Origin of the sequence: uncultured Adlercreutzia sp. (assembly GCF_958431955.1) — a bacterium.
GTDB lineage: Bacteria > Actinomycetota > Coriobacteriia > Coriobacteriales > Eggerthellaceae > Adlercreutzia.
Genome location: NZ_CAUASN010000020.1, coordinates 1 through 19,029, shown reverse-complemented (window position 1 = coordinate 19,029; position 19,029 = coordinate 1). Strand labels below are relative to the sequence as shown.

Below are 19,029 nucleotides of genomic sequence, written 5' to 3'. Positions count from 1 at the left end.
TTCGTTGCGGGCAGGGGACGGCAGGGCAACGATGCGCCTCGGCAGGACGACGGTGCGCCCAGGCGGGACGACCTGGCAACGCGCTCAAACGGTCTCGTGGTAGTAGATGAACGTGTCCTCGTATGCGCCGTCCTTGTTGAGAAAACCGCCGGGAATGCGCCCGATGCGCTGGAAGCCCAGCTTCTCGTACAGCGCCATAGCCCCCGTGTTGCTGGCCACCACGGCGTTGAACTGCAGGCCGCGGAAGCCGAGGCGCGCCGCCTGACGCAGCGAGTCCTCCACCAGAAGGCGTCCGAGCCCGCACCCGCGCGCCTCCGACGACACCGCGTAACTGGCGTTCGACACGTGCCCGCAGCGGCCCACGTTGTTGGGATGCAGGATGTAGAGCCCCACGACCTCTCCGTCCAGCTCGGCCACTCCCGTATAGGACTGTTCCGCGAAGAACGCCCGCGCGCTCTCCGCCGTCAGCGGGTCAATCTGCGGAAAGGCGCGGCCGGCCTCCACCACGGCATTCCAAATCTCCGTCAGAGCGGGTACGTCCTCCTCGCGGTACGGCCGCACAACTCGCCCTGCCAATCCATCAAGCGCGCTCATTGCCACATCTCCCTTCTCAATCCCATAAAGAAAGGCTCCCTCGCGGAAGCCTTTCCCGTAAACGCTATGCCCGCGGCCTAGATGTCGGCCAGGGTGAAGTCCTTCTCGCCGTTGAACACGGCCAGGGCGTCGGCCACCGTCCAGTCGGCCAGGGTGATGGCGGAGATGGCCTTGGTCAGGCGCACCGCCTCGTCCAGGGAGCGCTGGTGGATGTTGCGGCCCGTGGCGTTGCCGCAGGCACCGCCCACGTGAATCTGGTCGTAGAGCTGGGTGAGGAAGGTCTCGGCATCCACCGTGGAGCCGCCCGCGCACACCAGGCCGCAGCGGCCGGCAGCGGTCGAGGCGATCTTCAGCGCCTCGGCGGGAGTGCGACCGTCCTCGGGCTTCGGCGGGTTCACCTTCACGAAATCGGCGCCGAGGCAGAGTGCCACGCCGGCAGCACCGGCGATGAGGTCCGGGTCCTTCTCGGCGGTCACGGCCTTGCCGCGGGGGTAGATCCACAGCACCACAATGAGGCCGTTGGCATGGGCCTGGGCGATGAGCTCGCCGGCCTCGGCCATCATGGTGGCCTCGTACTCGGAACCCAGGTAGATGGTGTAGCCGAGGCCCACCACGTTCACGCCGGCCTCCTTCATGGCCAGCACGGCGTCCAGATCGTACAGCTGCGGGGAGTAGGGATCCTCCTGCTTGGTGCCCACGATGTTGGTCTTGGAGTTCATCTTCACGAGGTAGTTGATCTCGGGATAGTCGGCCGCGTACTGAGCCACCAGACCGCGCTGGCCGGCGAGCACGCCGCAGACGCCCTCGTTGCCGATCTTGAACAGGTGCTCCGGATCGAGGTCGGCGATGTCGATGCCCTCGCCGTAGAAGTCCGCGTTCAAGTGCTCGATCTTCTGATCGCAGGCGAACAGCATGAGACGGCCGGTCTCGCGCGTGGCCTTCATGTAGTTGGAAATGTACTCGTCACGCATCTCGGGCATGACGTCGGCGGGAACGCGCACCTGATCACGGGTGATCTTCGGCATGGGTATCCTCCTTGGGGTCGCATCAATAACGGCGCCTATTGTACCGAAACAAACTCTGACCGCGCGTTCTTTCACAAAGAAAGTGGCGAAGGGAGGGGCTGGGGATCCGGAACTGCGGGCATCGCCGCTTCACCCCACGGCACAGCTGCGACGAGCCCCCTGCTACTTCGACGCGCTGTCTTTCGGCGTGTCCGTCTTCTTCGTCACGCGGCTGTACACGACAAGCGCCACCACGGCCACCACGGCGGTCACCGCGAAGATGGCCACCGACTCCGCGATGTTGCCCGACACGAGCCCGGCCGCTGCATAGGTGGACAGCACGATGCCGGGAATGCGGGCGAAGTTCGAGATGAGCACGAAGTTGCGCATGGTCATGTGCGTGAGCGGCGTGATGTAGGTGAACACGTCCTTCGGCAGCCCGGGGATGAGGAACAAGATGAACACGATGGCGTTGAACTTCTCGGAGCTCTCCCACTCGCGGAACTTCCCCATGTACTTCTCAGGCACCATGGCCTGCACGAACGGCGCGCCCAGCTTGTGCACGAGCACGAAGATGAACGAGCTGGAGATAACGCAGCCGAGCCAGATGATGAGCGCGCCCACCCACGGCCCGTAGATCATGCCGGCGGCCACCTGCACCACCTCGCCGGGGATGAAGGCCACGACGATCTGCAAAAACTGGATGGCCAGCAGAATGAGGAAGCCCCAGGGGCCGGCGTTGCGGATGTCGGAGGTGACGCGGTCCACCCCGCCCGGCTCGAACAGCTCGTGGATCATGGGCCAGACGGCCACACACACCACGATCATGATGACGAAGAACGCAATAAGGCCCGCGAACTTGAAGATGTTGGCCGCGGGCATCTCGTGACCGGCGACGGACTTCTCCTCGTGGGCCTTGGCCCCCAGCTTCTGGAGGCGCTCGGATTTGGGGCGGTTGTTCTCGTGTGTACTCATAGGCTCCAGTGTAACGGAGTGCCCCGGGCATCGGGGCACTCTTCGGAAAGTCTTTACCTTGGTGACGGAATTGTAAGCAATCGCGTCCCCGCCACAGCGGCGCAAGAGGGCATGCGCCCGGCGCGCACGCATGCTCCGGCGCCCTCGCGACCGGCAGGCCGGGCCCGGAGGAAGCGGGACGGCAAAACGGCCCTAGTCGTCGTCCTTGCGGGCCTTGTCGTACTCCTCCTTGAAGGCGGAGAACATGCCGCTGGCGCGCTTGATCTGGCGACCCGTGGCGTAGGCGCCGGCGTTCACGGCCTTGCCCGCCGCCTTCGTGGCGGAGGACACCGCCGGTTTCACCGACTCCACGGTCTCCCGCGCCCGATCGGCCACCACCGCCGTGGCCTCGCCGGCCTTGGCGGCCAGGCCGCCCTCGGCCGCGAGCTCGGCCGCCTCGTCGGCCACGAGAATGGCCCCGAGCACCGGGTTCTCCTCGTCGGCCGCGCCGTTCACGGCAAGCGCCGTGCCCACGCCGCGCTTGAAGCCGCGGATCATGGACCCGGGCACCTCCTTCACGCCGAGCAGCGCGTTGGCGGTGGCGCCCTGGGTCACGCGCAGGGAGCGCACCTCCCCGGTCTTCGGGTCGAAGGACACATCGCCCACCGTGCCGTACACGGTGCCGTCCTCGCTGATGACGGGCAGGCCCTCCCACAGCACGCAGTCGTCGTAGCTCACGCCGAGCGCCTGGCAGGCTCCCTTGTCGGTGGCCGCCGGGTCCTTCAGCACCACGATGCGGCCGTCCACCACGTCGTAGCCGTTGTAGGCCACGAACACGTCCTTGCGGCGGAACATCCACAGCAGGTCGGGCCGCTTCACGATGAAGCCGACGAAGCGGCGCTGGCTGGGATGGAACACGCAGTGGCGCACCTTTCCCAGCCGCCCTACCGCCTCGGGCTTCTTCGGCGTGCTCTTATCGCGGAGCACGCGCTTGCCGATAAGCTCACCGGTGGTGCCGTAACGCTTGGCCATGATCTACTTTTCGTCCTTCTTGTCGGCGTCCAGGGCCTCCTTGGCCTCGTGGGCGGCGCTCTTCACGGCCTCGCCTGCATCGGCAGCGGCGTCCTTCACGTCCTCGACGGCGTCGGACACGGCGTCGGCATCCTCGCCGGCGTTCTTGCTCACCTGGTCGGCGATGCGCTGGCGGGCGGCCTCGATCTTCTCGCGCAGCTCGTCGCCCTTCTCGTTGATGGTCGGCGAGATGTTGCTGGCGGCCTCCTGGATGGAAGCGGCCACATCGGCGCCGCGCGCGGCGGCCTCGGAGGCGATTTCCTGACCGCGGGCGGTAACGTTGTTCACCACTTCGGCGCCCTTCGTGGCGGCCTCCTGGTAGATGTGCTGGGCGCCGGCCGCGGCCTGCCCGCCCCACTGCTGGGCGTCGCCCAGGATATCGTTGGCCTTGTCGGCCACCATGGCGCGGGTCTCCGCGCCCGGACGCGGAGCGGCCAAGAGGGCCGCAACGGCGCCGACGACGCCACCGATCAGAAACATTCCAAACTTGTTGGCCATGACTGCCTCCTTTATCGACAGGTTATCAAGTTCGCTCATTATAGGGTGCGGCGAACCCGAAGGGGCCGCGAAAGCCCGCTTCTCACCTTACGGTAAACAAGTTGTCAAACATCATCGATAAGCAAATCTCTCATAGAAAAACTCACCCCCTGCGCAATATGGGCACAGGGGGCGAGAAATCGTGCGCGAAAACGACCGAGGCCGAACATTTCGTTCGACCTCGGATTCGGCCTCGGGTAAAAGCAAACGAGTACGGGAAGGGGCCGGCGAACGCCGACCGCCAGACCGCGCTGCTACCAGGCCGTCGGTTCCCTAGAACTTGGCACCGCGGGCGTAGGCCTCCACGACGAGGCTGTCGAGCACCTTGGGCAGGGTGAGCCCGGCAGCGTCGCAGGCCATGGGGAACAGCGAGTGCGGGGTCATGCCCGGGGACACGTCCAGCTCGAAGCAGCGGGCCTGACCGCCGTCCCACACGAGGTCCACGCGGCCCAGATCGCGGGCGCCGTAGGCGCGGTACACTTCCAGGGCGGCCCGCTCGATCTCCGCGCGGATGGCGTGGGCCGTGGCTTCATCGGGCGAGAGCGACGCCGAGCGCACGGGGCAGAAGAACTCCACGGCGTCGTTGCGCATGCGGGCTGCGGCGTCGAAGAACTCGCCCTCGCGGGCCACGATCTCCACCGGCGGGAGCGCATAGGCGTCCCAGCCGGTGCCGAGGATGGCCACCGATACCTCCACGCCGTCGATCCACTGCTCGATGTTCACCGCATCGTCGAAGGAGAGCGCGTCGAGCACCGCCTCGCCCAGCTCGTCCTGGGAGCTCACCTTGTGCACGCCAAGGGCGCTGCCGCCGTGGGCCGGCTTCACGCACACCGGGTAGCCCCCGATCACGCGATCGGCCACCATGTCGAGGGCCGTGGCGGCGCCCATATCCTTGAAGGCGTCGCGGGACAGGTACACGCCCTGGGGCCAGCTTGCGATGCCCTCCTCGCCGGTGATGTCGCGGTACTTCTCCAGCGAGGAGTGCAGCGCGTCCTTGTTCCAGGCGCGATGGCACACGCTGGCCGGCGAGCCCACGAAGGGCAGGCCGACGAACTCGAGCAGGCTCTGGATGGTACCGTCCTCGCCGTGCTTGCCGTGCAGGGCGTTGTACACCACGTCGGGCCGCTCGCTGCGCAGCGTGGGCACCAGATCGGCGTTCGTGTCCAGCGGCACCACCTTGTGGCCGGCCTCTTCCAGGGCCTCACAGACCACCTTACCCGATGCCAGCGACACCTCACGCTCGAAGGACTTGCCTCCCATGAGCACTGCTACTTTCATGTTGCCTCTCTTTCACCTATGAGTAGGGCACGGATGCGGGGTGTGCCTCCGCGCGCAGTTCCGCAGCGACTGCAAGTGTCCAGTGGACACTTGCACCAAGCGAGGACTGTCTGAGCACGGAGGTATATCCCGCAGCCGCGCCCGGACGACCGCGGAGTATGCCCCCTGGCCCCCGCTGAACGTTCGTCGTTATTCCGCCGCTTCCTCTTCGGCGGCGGCCACCTTGTCCTCGGCGATGTCGATCTGAGCGGCATCGCCCTCGCGGGCCTGCATGACGGCCTCCTCGTTCTGCTCGGACGCCACCAGCACGTCGTCCCAGTTCTCGCGTTCCTTCTCGGCCATGACGGCCTCCTTTCCGTAACCCGGCAGCGCGCCGGCGTTGATGAACACGCGGTACAGCTCCAGACGCTCCTCGATAACCCCGGCCAGACGGCGGATGGCCTCGGTGATGGACTCCGGCGTCTCGAAGCTGAAGTTCACGCGCATGGAGTTCTTGCCCGTGATACCGTCGGGGAAAAACGAGTTCCCCGGCACATAGGTTACGCCCGATTCCAGCGCCTCGGCAAGCATCGAATCGGTATCCATATAGTCGGGCAGCGTGATCCAGAGGAACATGCCGCCCTCGGGGCGCGTCCAGGTGGCCTCGGGCGGGAAGAACTCGTCCAGGGCCGCGAGCATGGTGTCGCGGCGCTCCTTGTACACGCCGATGAATTTCTGTAGCGTCTTCTGCCAGGGGATGTCGGCGAAGTAGTGCTGCACGATGAGCTGGTCGAACGAGCTGCCGCACAAGTCGGCGCCCTGCTTCACCAGGTTGATGCGGGCAAGCACCGCCTCGGGAGCGGCCACCCAGCCCGTGCGCAGGCCCGGACCCAGCATCTTCGAGATAGTGCCCAGGTAGATGACCGAGTCGTCCATGGCCTTGAGCGGCACCTGGTGGCCGCCGTCGTAGCGCAGACGACCGTAGGGGTCGTCCTCCACCACCATGAAATCGTACTCGCGGGCCAGCTCCAGCAGGCGCCGGCGGCGCTCGGCGGTCATGGTGACGCCGCCGGGATTTTGGAAGTTCGGGATGGTGTAGCAGTACTTCAGGCGCGGGTTGCCCTTGCCGATGCGCTTGAGCTCCTCTTCCAGAAGATCCATGCGCATGCCCTCGTCGTCGAAGGGGATGGCGCGGATGTCGGGCTCGAAGGCGGAGAAGGCCTGGAGCGCCCCCAGGTAGGTGGGGCCCTCGGTGATGATGATGTCGCCCGGATCGATGAAGGCCTCGGCGATGAGGCTTAGGGCCTCCTGGGCGCCGGTGGTGACGAGCACCTGGTCGGCCTTCACGCGGATGCCCAGATCGCGCATCATGTCGGCGAGCACCGCGCGCAGGCCCGCAAGGCCGTCGGTGGGGCCGTACTGCAGCGACACGGCCCGGGCAGCCGGGTCCTCGATGGCGGCCAGGGTGGCGCGGCGCACGTCCTCCTCGGGAAGGAGCGAGACGGCGGGCATGCCGCCCGACAGCGAGATGACGTCGTCGCGGGTGGCGGCGGCGAACAGGTTGCGCACGGCCGAGGGGCGCATCTTGCGCACGCGGCGGGCGATCTTGTCGCCGGTGGTGTCGAAGGTGATGTGAGCTGATGACATGGCTATTCCACCATCCCTTCCATGAGCGCCCGGGCCGCCTTCAGGGCCGCCAGGGCGATGAGGTCATCGGTAAAGTTTACTTCAACGCGGGCCAGACCTTCGCGCTCGTTCAGCCATTCCGTCGTACCGACAAAAGTAGCCGCCGAGCGGTCGTCGAACTCAGCCTGGAAGTCGATGACGAGGTGCTCCAAGATATGGGGAAGCGAGGTGCGGTCGAGGATGGCCCCGAAGGGCTCGCCCTGGGCGTTCAGGCACGCGTGCTCGGCCAGATGGGGGCGAGCCCGCAGAAGCCGGGCGGCCGCCTCGGGCGACAGATGCGCGGCCGGACCGCCCGCCACGCGCACGAGCAGCACCATGCGGTCGCGCTCGATGGCCACGCGCTCGACGGCGAGGGGCGCCATCAGACGCCGCTGCCCGAGGCCGTGCCGCTGCTGGAGGCCGACCCGCTGCCCGAGGCCGTGCCGCTGCCGGATGCGCCAGCCGCGTCGGCGGCACCGGACGCATCGTCGGAGGCACCCGAGGCGGCCGCGTCGTCGGCAGCCTTGTCCTGCGGGTCGTTGATGTCGGCGGGAATCTTCCCGGACAGATCGCCCACCGGCTCGTCCTGAATGGTCTGGGCATCGCCGCCGTCCCCGCCATCCGCGGACGCGTCGCCGGCATCATCGGCCCCGTCAGCTGCGGCCCCGTCGGTGTCCCCCGAGCCGCCCCCTTCCCCATCGTCGGGAGCCGGCGTGTCTCGCACGGCCTTGGGATGGGCCGAGGCGCCCGAGGTGGGCGTGCGCGAGAGCAGCGTGAGTCCCTTGCCCGACTCCTCAGCCGGAGCGAGATCGCCGTCCCGCAAGCGCTCGACGAGGGCCTCCAGCGTCCAGCCAATGTCGCGCCCCAGTGTGTCGGTACCCGTGAACGTGCCGTCCACCAAGGCGAGCTCGTCGCGGTCGAGCGAGAAGCGGTAGCAGCCGCCCCCCGTGAGGCTCCCGAAGGTGAACTCGATGGTCTTCGCGTTCGGATCGAGCGTGTAGTGGTAGGCCACATCCTCGGTGAGCTGGATGCGCTCGTCGTCGATGACGATGGGCGTGGAGGTACCGGCCAAATACCACGTGCCCTGGATGTCGGCCGCATCGTCGTGGGCAAACCAGCGCAGCCACGAGAAACCGGCGATCACCGCGCCCGCGAGGGCCACCACGAGCAGTGTCAGCACGAGGGCCGCGACCTTTCCCCGGGTCCAGCGGCGGCGGCGCGCCACGGGGCGCTCGCGCCGGCTCGTTTGTGCCGTCGCCCGGGGGCCGCGGTCGGACACTGCCGACGATGCCGCCCGGGAGCCGCGGTCAGATGCGACCGAGCGCACCGCGGAGGGCGCAGCCGAAGTTGCCCCCTCGGCGGCCAGGGCGTCCGCTTCCCTTCTCGTCCGCTCGGCGTGGGCGCGGCGACGGGCGGCGATGCCCGCCCCGCGCGACTGCGTACCCATGGCGCTCTTAGACCTCTTCCGGCCCGATCACCGTCTTGCCGCCCATGTAGGGCACGAGCACCTTCGGCACGGTGATGGTGCCATCGGGGTTCTGGTAGTTCTCGATGACGGCGGCCATGGTGCGGCCCACGGCCAGACCCGACCCGTTCAGCGTGTACACGAAGCGGCTGCCCTTGAAGTTGGCCGGATCGCGGTACTTGATGTTGGCGCGGCGGGCCTGGAAATCGGTGCAGCAGCTGCACGAGGAGATTTCCTTGTAGGCGTTGTAGCTGGGCAGCCACACCTCCACGTCGTAGGTCTTGGCTGAGGAGAACCCGATGTCGCCGGTGCACAGGCTGATGACGCGGTAGGGCAGCTCCAGCTTCTGCAGGATGTTCTCGGCGTCTTCCACCATGGACTCCAGCTCGGCGAAGCCGGTCTCGGGGGTGGCGAACTTCACCATCTCCACCTTGGAGAACTGGTGCACGCGGATGATGCCGCGGGTGTCGCGGCCGGCCGAACCCGCCTCCTCGCGGAAGCACGGCGTGAAGGCGCAGTAGTGCAGCGGCAGCTGGTCGGCGTCGAGCACCTCGCCGGCGTGCAGGTTGGTCAGCTGCACCTCGGCGGTGGGGATGAGGTAGAGGCCCTCGGTGGTGTGGAAGAGATCCTCCTCGAACTTCGGCAGCTGGCCGGTGCCGGTGAGCGTGGCGGCGTTGGCCATGGCGGGCACCCACCATTCCTTATAGCCGCGCTCGGTGTGCTGATCCAGCATGAAGGAGATGAGCGCACGCTCGAGGCGGGCGCCGGCGCCCCCCAGCACGTAGAAGCGGCTCTCGGCCAGCTTCACGCCGCGCTCGAAGTCGATGATGTTCAGGGCCGGCCCCAAATCCCAATGTGCCTGGGCCTCGAAGCCCTCGGCGGCGAAGTCGCGCGGGGTGCCCCAGCGGCGCACCTCGGGATTGTCGTCCTCGTCCTCACCCACCGGCGTGGAGGCGTCGCACAGGTTCGGCAGCGCCATCATGAGGGCATCGAGCGCCTCCTCGGCCTCGGCGCGGGCCGCGGCGGCCGCTTCCAGCTTCTCGTTGATCTGGCGCACCTGCTCCTTGGCGGCCTCGGCCTCGTCCTTCTTACCCTGGCCCATAAGCGCGCCGATCTCCTTGGAGATGCGGTTGCGGTCGGCCTGGAGGGCCTCCTCCTCGGCGATGACCTCGCGGCGGCGCACGTCGAGGGAGCTGAACTGCTCGGGGTCGAAGGAGGCATGGCGGTTCTCCATGGCGCGGGCCACCTCGTCGAGATGTTCACGTACGTACTTGATGTCCAGCATAGGTTGCTCCTCGGAGTCGGGCGTTTGGATTCGACCAGTATAGCACCGGCCCGCAGAGGCGGGCCGGCATCTTCGCAAAGAGCGCTCAAGGGCGCGGGTGGTGGCGCGGGGCGTAAGGGCTCCGAGACCGCCGGCAGGACCGGCGAGCGCGGCGGCGCGCAGACGAGGGGGCGCACCAGACGGCCCCGGCGACGAGAGGCGTCGGGCTAGTTGCCCTCCTCCTCGTCATCGTCGTCGAACAGCGACCAGTCGTCCTCGGTCTTCTCGTGGTTCTTGTACTGCTTGCGGGTCTTGCGCTCCAGGATGAGGCACACGATGATGCTGATGACAAGGCCGCCGCCGACCAGAATGCCGATGCCCGGCATCGTCTCGAACAGGAAATGGTAGAGCTCTTCAACGTTCATGGATGCATCCCGCCTTCTTCTTGCAAGCGCCTGCGTCCAGGCGCCGGGAGGTTTCGCCACGTGCGGTGCCAGTATACTATGATGCGCCCGCTGAAACGCAATCTCCATCACCGAGCGCCGCCCGGCAGGCGGCGAGAGCCGCATCTATGCGGCCAGCTCGCCCTCGTCCAGGTACCACTCCTCCTCGGCCCAGCGGGCGCGGTCGGGCGCGTTCATGGCCGCCGCCGCAATGCCGAGCACACCGGGTACCAGCGCGCCGAGCAGCGCTGCGGGCTCGGGCAACCACGAGCCGCCGAAGGCCGTCAGGTGGGCGGCGGCGCACACCCCCAGCATGAGGATAACGGCGCAGGCCACCGAGCCGGCCATATCGAAGGCCTTAGTCCCGCGCACGCAGAACAGGCTGTAGACGGCGGCGGACAGCACCCAGCTGATGCCGATGACCCAGGTGCCGCTCTGCGCGAGCATCGAGAGGCAGGCCGCCTGAGGGTTGCCCGAGAGCTGCAGGTGGAACACGGCATCCCAGTTCATAACGTCCAGCGAGCCGAAGCTGGCCATGACGAGCGCCGTCACGAAGGCGAAGGCGGCCGAGATGGCCGACTGGATGACCGGCAGAAGCACGCCCGAGAGCACCGGAGCCACCCCCGCGAAGCCGAAGGAGCCGAACAGCGGCTGAGCCAGAGCCGCCACCGCCTGGGTCGTGCCGCGGCGCCCGACGAAGTACCACCACACGCCCGTGACAGCCGCCAGGAACAGGGCGAGCGCCCAGTCGCCGTGGGCCCCAAGGGCCACCACCAAGCCGCCGTAGCCGAATAGCGACCCCACGGAAGGGCGGACGGCCGCGACGGCGGCCGCAAGAGCGACCACCACCCAAAACGCCACCGGCGAGTCGGTGAGCAGGCCGAACGAGGAGCCTGCGTTCAGGTGGATGTTCGCGCAGGCCACGGCGGCCATGAGTCCCACGGCCACGGCGGCCACCCCGTGGCCCAGCACGGTGAGTCCGCGCAGGCCCAAGCGGTCCACCAGAGGCGGCAGGGGGTCGACGGGCAGCGCGGGTTCGGGCGCCGCGACGGCATCCTCCTTCCCCTTCACGATGTCGGCGAGCACCTTCTTGCCCTTCTTCGCGTTGCCGAGCAGGGGCATGAGAGCCTCGGAGAACTCGGCCACGGTCTCGAAGCGCTCGTCCTTGTCGGGGTCGAGGGCGGCGAACATCACGTCGTCGGCCTCGGCGGGCAGCTCGTCCCAGCACAACGAGGGGAGCACGAGCTCGGCGTCCTCGATGGCCTCCTCGGCCTCGCGCAAGTCGTCGGCGAAAAACGGATTCTCGCCCGAGAGCATCTCGTAGGTGAGACTGGCGAGCGCCCATTCGTCGGTGCGCACGTCGAGCGGCTCCTGGCGCATCTGCTCCAGCGGCATGTAGCCGATGGTGCCGCCGCCGGTGGTGCCCGAGCCCGAGGCGTCCATGAGGGCGGCCAGGCCGAAGTCGGTCACCTTCGCCACGCCCTTCGAGTTCACGATGACGTTCTCGGGTTTGATGTCCAAATGCAGGGTGTTCTCGCCGTGGGCGACCTCCAGGGCGTGGGCCACCGCCGAGAACACGGCGGCCACCACGTCCAGGGTGATGCTGTCGTCGATCTCGTCGATGATCTGGGCGAGCGTCTTACCCTCGATGTACTCCATGATGACGTAGGCGCGGCCGTCCTCCACAGCGCAGTCGTACACCGTGACGATGTTGGCGTCGGAGAGCTTGGCCACCGAGCGGGCCTCCTCCAGACCGGGGATATGCTCGAACAGATCGGCATCGTCCGGCTCGTCGAAATCGGCCGAGGCCCCGGGCGCCGGCGCCGACACGGAGGCGACCGCCGAGCGGGCCGCCTCGGCGCGCACCGTCGCGCCGCCCTTGCGCCGGCGCTGGCGCTCGGAGCCACCGTCGATGGTGCGCGAGGCGCGCACGGGGCGCAGGTGGCGCACGTCGACCGCGCTCTCGTCGAAATAGTCGCTCATGGGCGCGGCGTCTTGCACCTCCACGGCCGGCGCCGAGGGGGCCTCGGGAGCATGGCGGGTCTTGCGCGGGCCCACCCGGCCCTCCAGCCCGCGGCGCGGCGCGGCGCCGCCGAAGCCGGCGGTGCCCGCGTCCCAGGGGATCAGCGATCCGTCGAGATCGACGACTCCCGCGCCCTCGTCCTCCCACGGGGGGATCTCGTCGGCAGAGGCGGCGCGCTGCGACGGGGACGAGCCCCGGCCGCGGCGCTCGTCGACGCCCCGCAGGAAATCGGGGTCGGCGGGAAATCCCCCGGCCGGGGTCGCAGGTGCGCTTCCGGCTGCGCTCCCGCGGCCCGCGCCTCCTGCCGCGATGCCCGTCCCGCGATCGGCCGCCGCGACCGGGGCGTCCTCGCCCGCGCCCTCCAGATCGGCGGCCATGCGCGCCTCCAGGGCTACGAGGCGGGCACGGGCCACCTCGTCTTCCGACAACTCGATGCACTTGATGGCCACGTCGCGCTTCAAGTGGGTATCGAAGGCATGCACCACGGTGCCGTAGCCGCCGGCGCCGGCGCGGTCGATAACCCGATAGCGATTGAGGATGAGTTTCATGGGAGCCATGGAGCGGAATACCTCTTCTTGTCTTCATTTGGGCTGCGTCGTTTGAGGTAGCGCCATTCTACCATCGGCGCGGCGCCAATGCGACCGCCTATCGGCGCGCGCGGGCGGAGCGCCGTCGGCAGGACGACGCCCGCGCCCGTGGCCGGCGCCCTGCGACCGCAGCGCGGGTCCGCCCGCAGCCTACAACTGCAGCCGCAGCTGCCATTCGGGACTCGTTTTCGTTTTTTGGCCAAAAATGGCCCCGAGTGCGCTCGCAGAACCCCGAAATTCGACTTCACGGCCCCTCGTGCAGGCTAATCAACGGCTTAATGAACGAATTTCGACAGTCCGAGAGCCCAAAAGAGCATTGAACTATGATCTTTTGCAGCGATACGAGCGCACTCGGGGCCACTTTTGGCCAAAAAATAAAATCGACTTGTCGAAAGGACGCTCTCATGCTCACCATCGGTTGCCATCTCTCCAAACGGCGCGGCTATCTCGAAATGGCCGAGGAGGCCGCCTCAATCAACGCCAACACCTTCCAGTACTTCACCCGCAGCCCGCGCGGCAGCGAGCAGGCCGCCCTCGACGAGAAGGATGTGCGCGCGTACCTCGCCTTCTGCGCCGAGCACGACATCCGCGACGCGCTCGCCTACGCCCCCTACGACACCGACCCGGCCACGGGCAAGATGGCCGAGCGCGACTTCGCCCTCATGGTGTACGCCGAGGACCTGGCCCAGCTGGCGGAACTCGAGGGGACGATGTACCTCGTGCGGCCGGGCAGCCGCCTCGGCATCAGCGTAGAGGAGGGGCTCGCAGATGTGGCGGACGCCCTGAACAAGGTCATCACGCCGAGCCAGAAGACCACCGTGCTTTTGGACACCATGGCCGGAGAGGGCACGCAGGTGGGTACGAGCTTCGAGCAGCTCGCCTCCATCATCGGCCAGGTGAAGCACGCCGATCACGTGGGCGTGTGCTTCGACTGCGCCGGGGTGTGGGCCGAGGGCTACGACATCGTGGGCGACCTCGATAGCGTGCTGGGAGAGTTCGACCGCGTCATCGGCCTGGACAAGCTGCGGGCCGTGCACCTGAACGACGCCACCCACGAGCGCGGCAGCCACGTCGATCGCCACGCCCGCATCGGCGAGGGGAAGATCGGCTTCGATGCGCTCGCGGCCCTCGTGAACCACCCGAAGCTTGCCGGCGTGCCCTTCTACCTGGAAGAGCCCGACAGCACGCTCGTCATCTACGAGCGCGACGTGGCCCGCTTCCGCGAGGCGTATACGGGCAAGTAGGCGACAAGGAGCGCGATAGCTGCGGCAAGGCCCCCGCTCGCCTCGGCGAGCGGGGGCCGTCCCGTCGATGGGTGCGGTTTAGCGCGCGTGGCGGCCGCGCGCCTGGGCTTGGGCCTGGGCCACGGCGGCGGGCACCGGGGCGGCCGCGCCGCCATAGGGGCGCACCACGCCGGGCTGGCTCGCGCGCGCCGTTGCGGAGGCGGCGGCTGCGCGGGGGCTCGTCGCACGCTGGGCGCCGCGCGGAGCGGCCTCCTGGGCGCGGCGGGCGGCCTGACGGGCCTCGAGCTCGGCAGCGGCGCGGGCGGCGAAGGCGCGCTCAGCCTCGCGGCGGGCCTTGCGGGACATCTTCTTGCCCGGCATCACGATGGCCTGGGCGCCGCCTCCGGCCTGCACCCAGGAATCGACCTCCTGCCCCGTGGGCAGGGGAATGCTCGTAGGAGTCCAGCCGTTCGTGGCAGGCTGGGGCGTGGGCGCCTGCGCCGGGCGGCCGCCCCGAGGCGCCGGCGCCGCCGCTGCGGCTTGGCGGGGAGGAGCGGGACGGGCAGCGCTCGCCGGCGCAGGCGCCGGGGCCGGTTGGGTAGCCTGGGGGCCGCGGGGAATCGTCGGGGTGTTGCCGCGGCCGCGACCGGCGGGAGCGGCCTGGCGGGGCGCGCGCTGCGCAGCGGCCGCCGGGACCGGGGCTGCACCGGGCATGGGCGCAGGAGCCGGAGCGGGGGCCGTGCCGGGCACAGCGGCCGTCGCCATCGGGGCGCCCGCCTGCGGCATCCCGGGCGCGGGGGCGGGAGCCGCCGCGCGGGGCGCCGGGGCCGCCTGGGAACCGCGGCCGCCGCCGTAGCTGCGGGCCGCGTTGTTGCGGCGTCCGATGACCATCTGCATCTCAGCCACCTTGCGGCGTTCCGCCTCCAGGCCGTCGGCCATGCCGCGCATACGGCGGTCGAGCGTGGTAATCCACAGGCACAGCGCCAGCACGGCCACGGCGAGCACGCCGAGACCCACGGCTACCAAGCCGAACGGCGAAGACAAGAACTCAAACACAGGAGCAACCCCTCCCCGAGGCGGGTAAATCATCAGTTATTGGGATGATAAACGACGCGGGTACGATTGTCGATACAAAAATGCATGGCCCATCGGCCAAAAGGACGAACGACCGCAAACGCAGAACGAGCGTCAACAAGGGCGCCGCCCACCCGATCGCGAGACAGCCGGCCGAGCCGCGCCCCCTCAGCCCTCGGGCACCTGGGCCACGAGCTGCGCCAGCTCGGCCACGGTGGCCTCGTTGCGGGCGGCGGCCTCCTCTTCCTCGCGGCTGGCGGGAGCCGCCACCTCGTCCAGCGCGGCCGCGGCGGTCGTCGGCACCTTGGCGCATCCCGGGCAGCGCAGCGTCACCTTCGTGCCCACCCCCAACTCGCTCGTGTACACCATCTGGGCATCGGGCCCGAAGAAGCCGATCATGCGGTCGTGCACGTTCTTCACCGCGATGCCCAGGCCCGTGGACGACTCCACCTGGGTGATGTTCGCGCAGGTCTCCTCGCTCATGCCCACGCCGTCGTCGCCCACCACGATGACCACGTCGTCGCCGTCAGCCTCGGCATCGATGCTGATGGTCAGCTTGCCCTCCGAGGGCATGGCGTGCTTGATGGCGTTCTCCACGAGCGGCTGCACGAGGAAGGGCGGCACCATCATCGACTGGAGCTGCGGGCTCGCCTGCACCTCCAGGGCCAGACGCTCATCGCCGAAGCGGGCTAGCTCGAAGTTGAAGTAGCGCTGCACCTGATCCAGCTCGCGGGCCAGCGAGATGCGCTCGGTGGAGTCCTCCAACGTGCGGCGGTAGAACACGGCGAACTCGCGCAGCAGCGTGCGCGCCTTCATGGGATCGGTGCGAATGAACGACGCGATGGTGTTGATGGTGTTGAACAGGAAGTGCGGGTTGATCTGCGTTTGGAGCATCTTCAGCTCCATGGCCGTGGCCAGCTTTCGCTGGGTCTCCATCTCCACGGCGGCCATCTGGGTGGCCAGAAGCTGGGCGAAGCCGTGGGCGATGGAGCGCTGGGTCTCGGTGATCTTGTTGGCGTTGCGGTAGTAGAACTTCAGCGTGCCCTCCACCCGGCCGCCGACCCACAAAGGCTCCACGATGGCGGCCTTGATGCGGTTCTCGGAGGCGCCCGTCGGCAGCCCGATCTCCTCGGGCGTGAGCAGCACGAGGGTCTCGCCCTGGCGAATGGCCTCGTGGGTGGCGTTCGTGCGGATGGGGATGCCGGCGGGGTTGTGGGCCTGCTGGTAGCCGGCGTAGCCGAGCACCGACTCGCGGTCTGTGAGCGCCACGGCAATGGCCGAGGTGTTGGGCAGCAGCAGCTCGCACACCTCCTGGGACGCCTGCTCGGTCAGCCCCTCGCCCATGGCGTCGATCATGGAGCTGGCCAGCTGCAGCATGGCATCCGACTGCAGGGCGCGCACCGAGTCGGGATCCATCATCAGCCGGATGACCACCACCACCGACACGGTGAACACCGCGCCGGACACCACGAGCACCGGCACGGGGAAGTCGGGCTGCGAGAACGTCCACACGAGCGTGATGGCCGCGATGGCGGCAATGGTGGCCCCCAGCATCTCAAGGTTGAACTTGGACACCCCGATACCGCGGCTGAACGCCGACTCCGCCTCGCGCTTGGCCATATCTCCCCCTGATCGTCTCATGAGTTGACGCCAGTATAACAGAGAAGCCTAGCCCCACAGGCCCAGCTGATTCACCACGAGCAGCACGGCCGCCACCACGAGGAAGCCCGCGAACAGGAAGCGCAGCTGGCGCTCGGGAACCCGCGGGATGAGCTTGGCGCCGAGGGCCGCGCCGGGAATGGACCCGCAGGCCACGGCGATGCCCGCCACCCAGTTGATGTTGCCGAGCACCGCCTGGGCGATGACCCCGGGCACGGCCAGGATCATGACGGCGATAAGCGAGGTCCCCGAGGTGAGCTTCATGGGAACCCGCAGCAGCGACATCATGAGCGGCACCATGATGAAGCCGCCGCCCACGCCCACGTACCCCGAGGCCAGCCCGGCGAACAGCCCGATGGCCGCGCCGATGCCCATCTCGCGCGCGCCCACGCTCGGCGCCTCGAGATGCGCCCGCTCGATGGCCGCGGCGCGGTCCTCGGCGGCAGCCTGCGCCGCGGCCACGCCGGCGTCCGGCAGCGCGCCGTCGCTCTTCGCGGCGCGCGGGGCCGCCTTCGGGGCCTTGAGCGCCTTGCGGAACATGGTGATGGAAGAGTACGCGATGATGAGCGCCGCCGCGCCCATGACGCACCAGTCGGGCGACGCGGCGGCCAGCGCCACGCCCACCGGCGAGGTGCAGGCGCCCCCGATGCCGGCGGCGATGCCCAGCTTCGGCAGGCAGGTGCGGTTGCGGATGTGGGAGACGGCCCCCGAGATGGAGGTGGGGATGATGGTGAACAGCGAGGTGGCGGTGCACATGAGGGAATCCATGGCGTAGCCGAGCTTGAACGCCGGCACGAGCAGCATGCCGCCGCCCACGCCGAGCAGGCCCGCCAGCACGCCCACGACAAGGCCCACCACCAGCGAGACGACGAACAGGACGATGGTTGCCTCCATGGGGCTACTCCCCCATATCCAGGCGAATCTGGGTGGTGGCGCCCGGGTCGATGGAGGGGCGCGGCACCGCGACGGGCGTGGGCTCGAGCGTCGCCATGTCGACAGCCGGCCGCGGGCGGCTGCCTCGGGCCCCAGCCCCGGCGACGCCGTCGGCGCCGACGGACGCCTCGTCATTGGGCATTTCGGCCCTCTCCTGCTCCGCGCGGGCGCGCGCGGCCCGGGCGGCGGCGCGCTCGGCCGCATCGGCCGCGGCCGCCTCCACCCTCAGCATGCTCGACTTCACGAGGGCCTGGGAGAGCAGCTGGTCGGATTCCATGCGGCCCATGGCCTCGGGCCACACGTACTGGAACTCGAAGTACTTCGCGCAGTGGGCCTCGGCGTAGGCCGACGCGGCGCCCGTGGCGGCCTTCGCGGCCAGGCGGTAGGCCTTCTTGTCGGAGCAGGCGAAGCTGCGCAGCCACGCCGTGATGCGGATGCGGTTGCGCAGGCCCGGCTCCAGAAACGGCCCCGGATAGGGCTCGAGCGAGGCGGCCTTCACCTGCTGCAGGTCGATGAGCGCGCGGCTGTACTCCAGCTTGCGGTACTCGTAGAGCCAGCGGAAGATGTCCTGGCGGAAGCGCGTGCCCTCGCTGTTGGTGGCCGGCGGCAGGTGGCGCAGCACCCACTGGTTGTCGAACCAGATGTCCGAGCCGTACATGCGCAGATCGAGCATGTAGTCCAGATCCTCGCCGCGGGTGATCCACGGGTCGAAGGCGAGCCGGCGGAAGGCCTCCTTGTGCACGGCCAGGCAGCCGCCGCACACGTGGTTCGAGCGCGACAGGCGCGGGCCCTTCATGGCCTTGGTGATCCACTGGTTGAAGTAGCGCCCCTGCTGCCAGAAGCGGTTGTACCACTTGTCCTCCCACTTCGAGAGGTAGGAGCCCTCGTCGTTGAGGTAGTAGCCCGTCTTCGCCACGATGGGCACCCCCTGGCGGGTGAGCTTGCCCAGGCCGTACATGGCCTTCTTCAGGAACTCGGGGTCGTCCACCACCTCGTCGTCGTCCAAGAAGACCACCGCGTCGAAGCCGAGCACGTTGGCCACGAGCAGGCCCAGGTTGCGGATGGCGCCGTAACCCGACAGCCCGATCTCCTTGGAGAGGCGCTCGATGTTCAGCTGGGCCATGCGCTGCTCGATGAGGGCCAGCTCGGCCGCGCCGATGACGAGCGTGGTCACGCCGGGATGCTCGTTGCAGATGGCCTGCACCTTCTCGGCGGCCTGGGCCTCGATGGACACGTCGGCTGATACCAGGATGACCACCAGCCCCAGCCCCTCCAC

Annotated in this window: 17 protein-coding genes; 1 reads left to right on the top strand and 16 read right to left on the bottom strand. The window is 68.6% G+C overall.

Annotated elements, in window-relative coordinates; translation table 11 throughout:
* Nucleotides 1–84: 84 nt before the first annotated feature.
* The 12 genes from Q5064_RS07400 to Q5064_RS07345 all read right to left on the bottom strand — a co-directional run bounded on the left by Q5064_RS07400 (nucleotide 85) and on the right by Q5064_RS07345 (nucleotide 12,834).
* Nucleotides 85–594: a GNAT family N-acetyltransferase gene (locus Q5064_RS07400; RefSeq protein WP_302963475.1), complete on the bottom strand. Its 510-nt coding sequence runs from the start codon at nucleotides 592–594 to the stop codon at nucleotides 85–87.
* A 77-nt stretch (nucleotides 595–671) separates the two neighbouring features.
* Entirely contained in the window at nucleotides 672–1,619 is a 948-nt protein-coding gene (locus Q5064_RS07395) for an aldolase (protein WP_302963473.1), read from the bottom strand.
* A 162-nt stretch (nucleotides 1,620–1,781) separates the two neighbouring features.
* On the bottom strand, nucleotides 1,782–2,573 hold the full coding sequence (locus Q5064_RS07390) for a TVP38/TMEM64 family protein (RefSeq protein ID WP_302963471.1): 792 nt from the start codon (nucleotides 2,571–2,573) through the stop codon (nucleotides 1,782–1,784).
* Nucleotides 2,574–2,765: 192 nt separating this feature from the next.
* Nucleotides 2,766–3,584, bottom strand: coding sequence for a PRC-barrel domain-containing protein (locus Q5064_RS07385; RefSeq protein WP_302963469.1), 819 nt, complete (start codon nucleotides 3,582–3,584; stop codon nucleotides 2,766–2,768).
* A gap of 3 nt (nucleotides 3,585–3,587) precedes the next feature.
* Nucleotides 3,588–4,121, bottom strand: a complete 534-nt coding sequence (locus Q5064_RS07380) for a YtxH domain-containing protein (protein WP_302963468.1) — start codon at nucleotides 4,119–4,121, stop codon at nucleotides 3,588–3,590.
* A 312-nt stretch (nucleotides 4,122–4,433) separates the two neighbouring features.
* The gene (locus Q5064_RS07375) at nucleotides 4,434–5,438 is read right to left on the bottom strand and encodes a D-alanine--D-alanine ligase (RefSeq protein WP_302963466.1); all 1,005 of its coding nucleotides are present in this window, start codon (nucleotides 5,436–5,438) and stop codon (nucleotides 4,434–4,436) included.
* A gap of 189 nt (nucleotides 5,439–5,627) precedes the next feature.
* On the bottom strand, nucleotides 5,628–7,064 hold the full coding sequence (locus Q5064_RS07370) for a PLP-dependent aminotransferase family protein (RefSeq protein ID WP_302963464.1): 1,437 nt from the start codon (nucleotides 7,062–7,064) through the stop codon (nucleotides 5,628–5,630).
* A gap of 2 nt (nucleotides 7,065–7,066) precedes the next feature.
* Nucleotides 7,067–7,465: a hypothetical protein gene (locus Q5064_RS07365; RefSeq protein ID WP_302963463.1), complete on the bottom strand. Its 399-nt coding sequence runs from the start codon at nucleotides 7,463–7,465 to the stop codon at nucleotides 7,067–7,069.
* A complete protein-coding gene (locus Q5064_RS07360) occupies nucleotides 7,465–8,529 on the bottom strand; it encodes a hypothetical protein (protein ID WP_302963461.1) in 1,065 nt (354 codons plus the stop codon). Before Q5064_RS07360 ends, Q5064_RS07365 begins: the two co-directional genes overlap by 1 nt.
* A 7-nt stretch (nucleotides 8,530–8,536) precedes the next feature.
* A complete protein-coding gene (gene serS, locus Q5064_RS07355; protein WP_302963458.1) occupies nucleotides 8,537–9,832 on the bottom strand; it encodes a serine--tRNA ligase in 1,296 nt (431 codons plus the stop codon).
* A gap of 206 nt (nucleotides 9,833–10,038) precedes the next feature.
* Nucleotides 10,039–10,236 carry a DUF6724 family protein gene (locus Q5064_RS07350; RefSeq protein WP_302963457.1) on the bottom strand — a complete coding sequence of 66 codons (198 nt, stop codon included), beginning with the start codon at nucleotides 10,234–10,236 and terminating at the stop codon, nucleotides 10,039–10,041.
* A gap of 144 nt (nucleotides 10,237–10,380) precedes the next feature.
* Nucleotides 10,381–12,834 (bottom strand): serine/threonine-protein kinase, encoded by a 2,454-nt coding sequence (locus tag Q5064_RS07345; RefSeq protein ID WP_302963454.1) that lies wholly within the window; start codon nucleotides 12,832–12,834, stop codon nucleotides 10,381–10,383.
* Nucleotides 12,835–13,268: 434 nt separating this feature from the next.
* Between Q5064_RS07345 and Q5064_RS07340 the strand changes: the two genes are divergently transcribed.
* Entirely contained in the window at nucleotides 13,269–14,108 is an 840-nt protein-coding gene (locus Q5064_RS07340; RefSeq protein ID WP_302963452.1) for a deoxyribonuclease IV, read from the top strand.
* Nucleotides 14,109–14,186: 78 nt separating this feature from the next.
* Here the strand turns inward: Q5064_RS07340 and Q5064_RS07335 are convergent, their stop codons facing one another.
* The 4 genes from Q5064_RS07335 to Q5064_RS07320 all read right to left on the bottom strand — a co-directional run.
* Nucleotides 14,187–15,143, bottom strand: a complete 957-nt coding sequence (locus Q5064_RS07335) for a hypothetical protein (protein ID WP_302963450.1) — start codon at nucleotides 15,141–15,143, stop codon at nucleotides 14,187–14,189.
* A 186-nt stretch (nucleotides 15,144–15,329) separates the two neighbouring features.
* Nucleotides 15,330–16,781: a histidine kinase gene (locus Q5064_RS07330; protein WP_302963448.1), complete on the bottom strand. Its 1,452-nt coding sequence runs from the start codon at nucleotides 16,779–16,781 to the stop codon at nucleotides 15,330–15,332.
* A gap of 48 nt (nucleotides 16,782–16,829) precedes the next feature.
* A complete protein-coding gene (locus Q5064_RS07325) occupies nucleotides 16,830–17,714 on the bottom strand; it encodes a sulfite exporter TauE/SafE family protein (protein ID WP_302963445.1) in 885 nt (294 codons plus the stop codon).
* A gap of 4 nt (nucleotides 17,715–17,718) precedes the next feature.
* A partial coding sequence (locus tag Q5064_RS07320; RefSeq protein WP_302963444.1) for a glycosyltransferase family 2 protein occupies nucleotides 17,719–19,029 on the bottom strand: 1,311 nt, incomplete at its 5' end.

Coding starts and splice junctions, on each gene's coding strand:
- Q5064_RS07400 (WP_302963475.1), bottom strand. CDS start 594: ATGAGCGCGCTTGATGGATTGGCAGGGCGAGTTGTGCGGCCGTACCGC.
- Q5064_RS07395 (WP_302963473.1), bottom strand. CDS start 1,619: ATGCCGAAGATCACCCGTGATCAGGTGCGCGTTCCCGCCGACGTCATG.
- Q5064_RS07390 (WP_302963471.1), bottom strand. CDS start 2,573: ATGAGTACACACGAGAACAACCGCCCCAAATCCGAGCGCCTCCAGAAG.
- Q5064_RS07385 (WP_302963469.1), bottom strand. CDS start 3,584: ATGGCCAAGCGTTACGGCACCACCGGTGAGCTTATCGGCAAGCGCGTG.
- Q5064_RS07380 (WP_302963468.1), bottom strand. CDS start 4,121: ATGGCCAACAAGTTTGGAATGTTTCTGATCGGTGGCGTCGTCGGCGCC.
- Q5064_RS07375 (WP_302963466.1), bottom strand. CDS start 5,438: ATGAAAGTAGCAGTGCTCATGGGAGGCAAGTCCTTCGAGCGTGAGGTG.
- Q5064_RS07370 (WP_302963464.1), bottom strand. CDS start 7,064: ATGTCATCAGCTCACATCACCTTCGACACCACCGGCGACAAGATCGCC.
- Q5064_RS07365 (WP_302963463.1), bottom strand. CDS start 7,465: ATGGCGCCCCTCGCCGTCGAGCGCGTGGCCATCGAGCGCGACCGCATG.
- Q5064_RS07360 (WP_302963461.1), bottom strand. CDS start 8,529: ATGGGTACGCAGTCGCGCGGGGCGGGCATCGCCGCCCGTCGCCGCGCC.
- serS (WP_302963458.1), bottom strand. CDS start 9,832: ATGCTGGACATCAAGTACGTACGTGAACATCTCGACGAGGTGGCCCGC.
- Q5064_RS07350 (WP_302963457.1), bottom strand. CDS start 10,236: ATGAACGTTGAAGAGCTCTACCATTTCCTGTTCGAGACGATGCCGGGC.
- Q5064_RS07345 (WP_302963454.1), bottom strand. CDS start 12,834: ATGGCTCCCATGAAACTCATCCTCAATCGCTATCGGGTTATCGACCGC.
- Q5064_RS07340 (WP_302963452.1), top strand. CDS start 13,269: ATGCTCACCATCGGTTGCCATCTCTCCAAACGGCGCGGCTATCTCGAA.
- Q5064_RS07330 (WP_302963448.1), bottom strand. CDS start 16,781: ATGGCCAAGCGCGAGGCGGAGTCGGCGTTCAGCCGCGGTATCGGGGTG.
- Q5064_RS07325 (WP_302963445.1), bottom strand. CDS start 17,714: ATGGAGGCAACCATCGTCCTGTTCGTCGTCTCGCTGGTGGTGGGCCTT.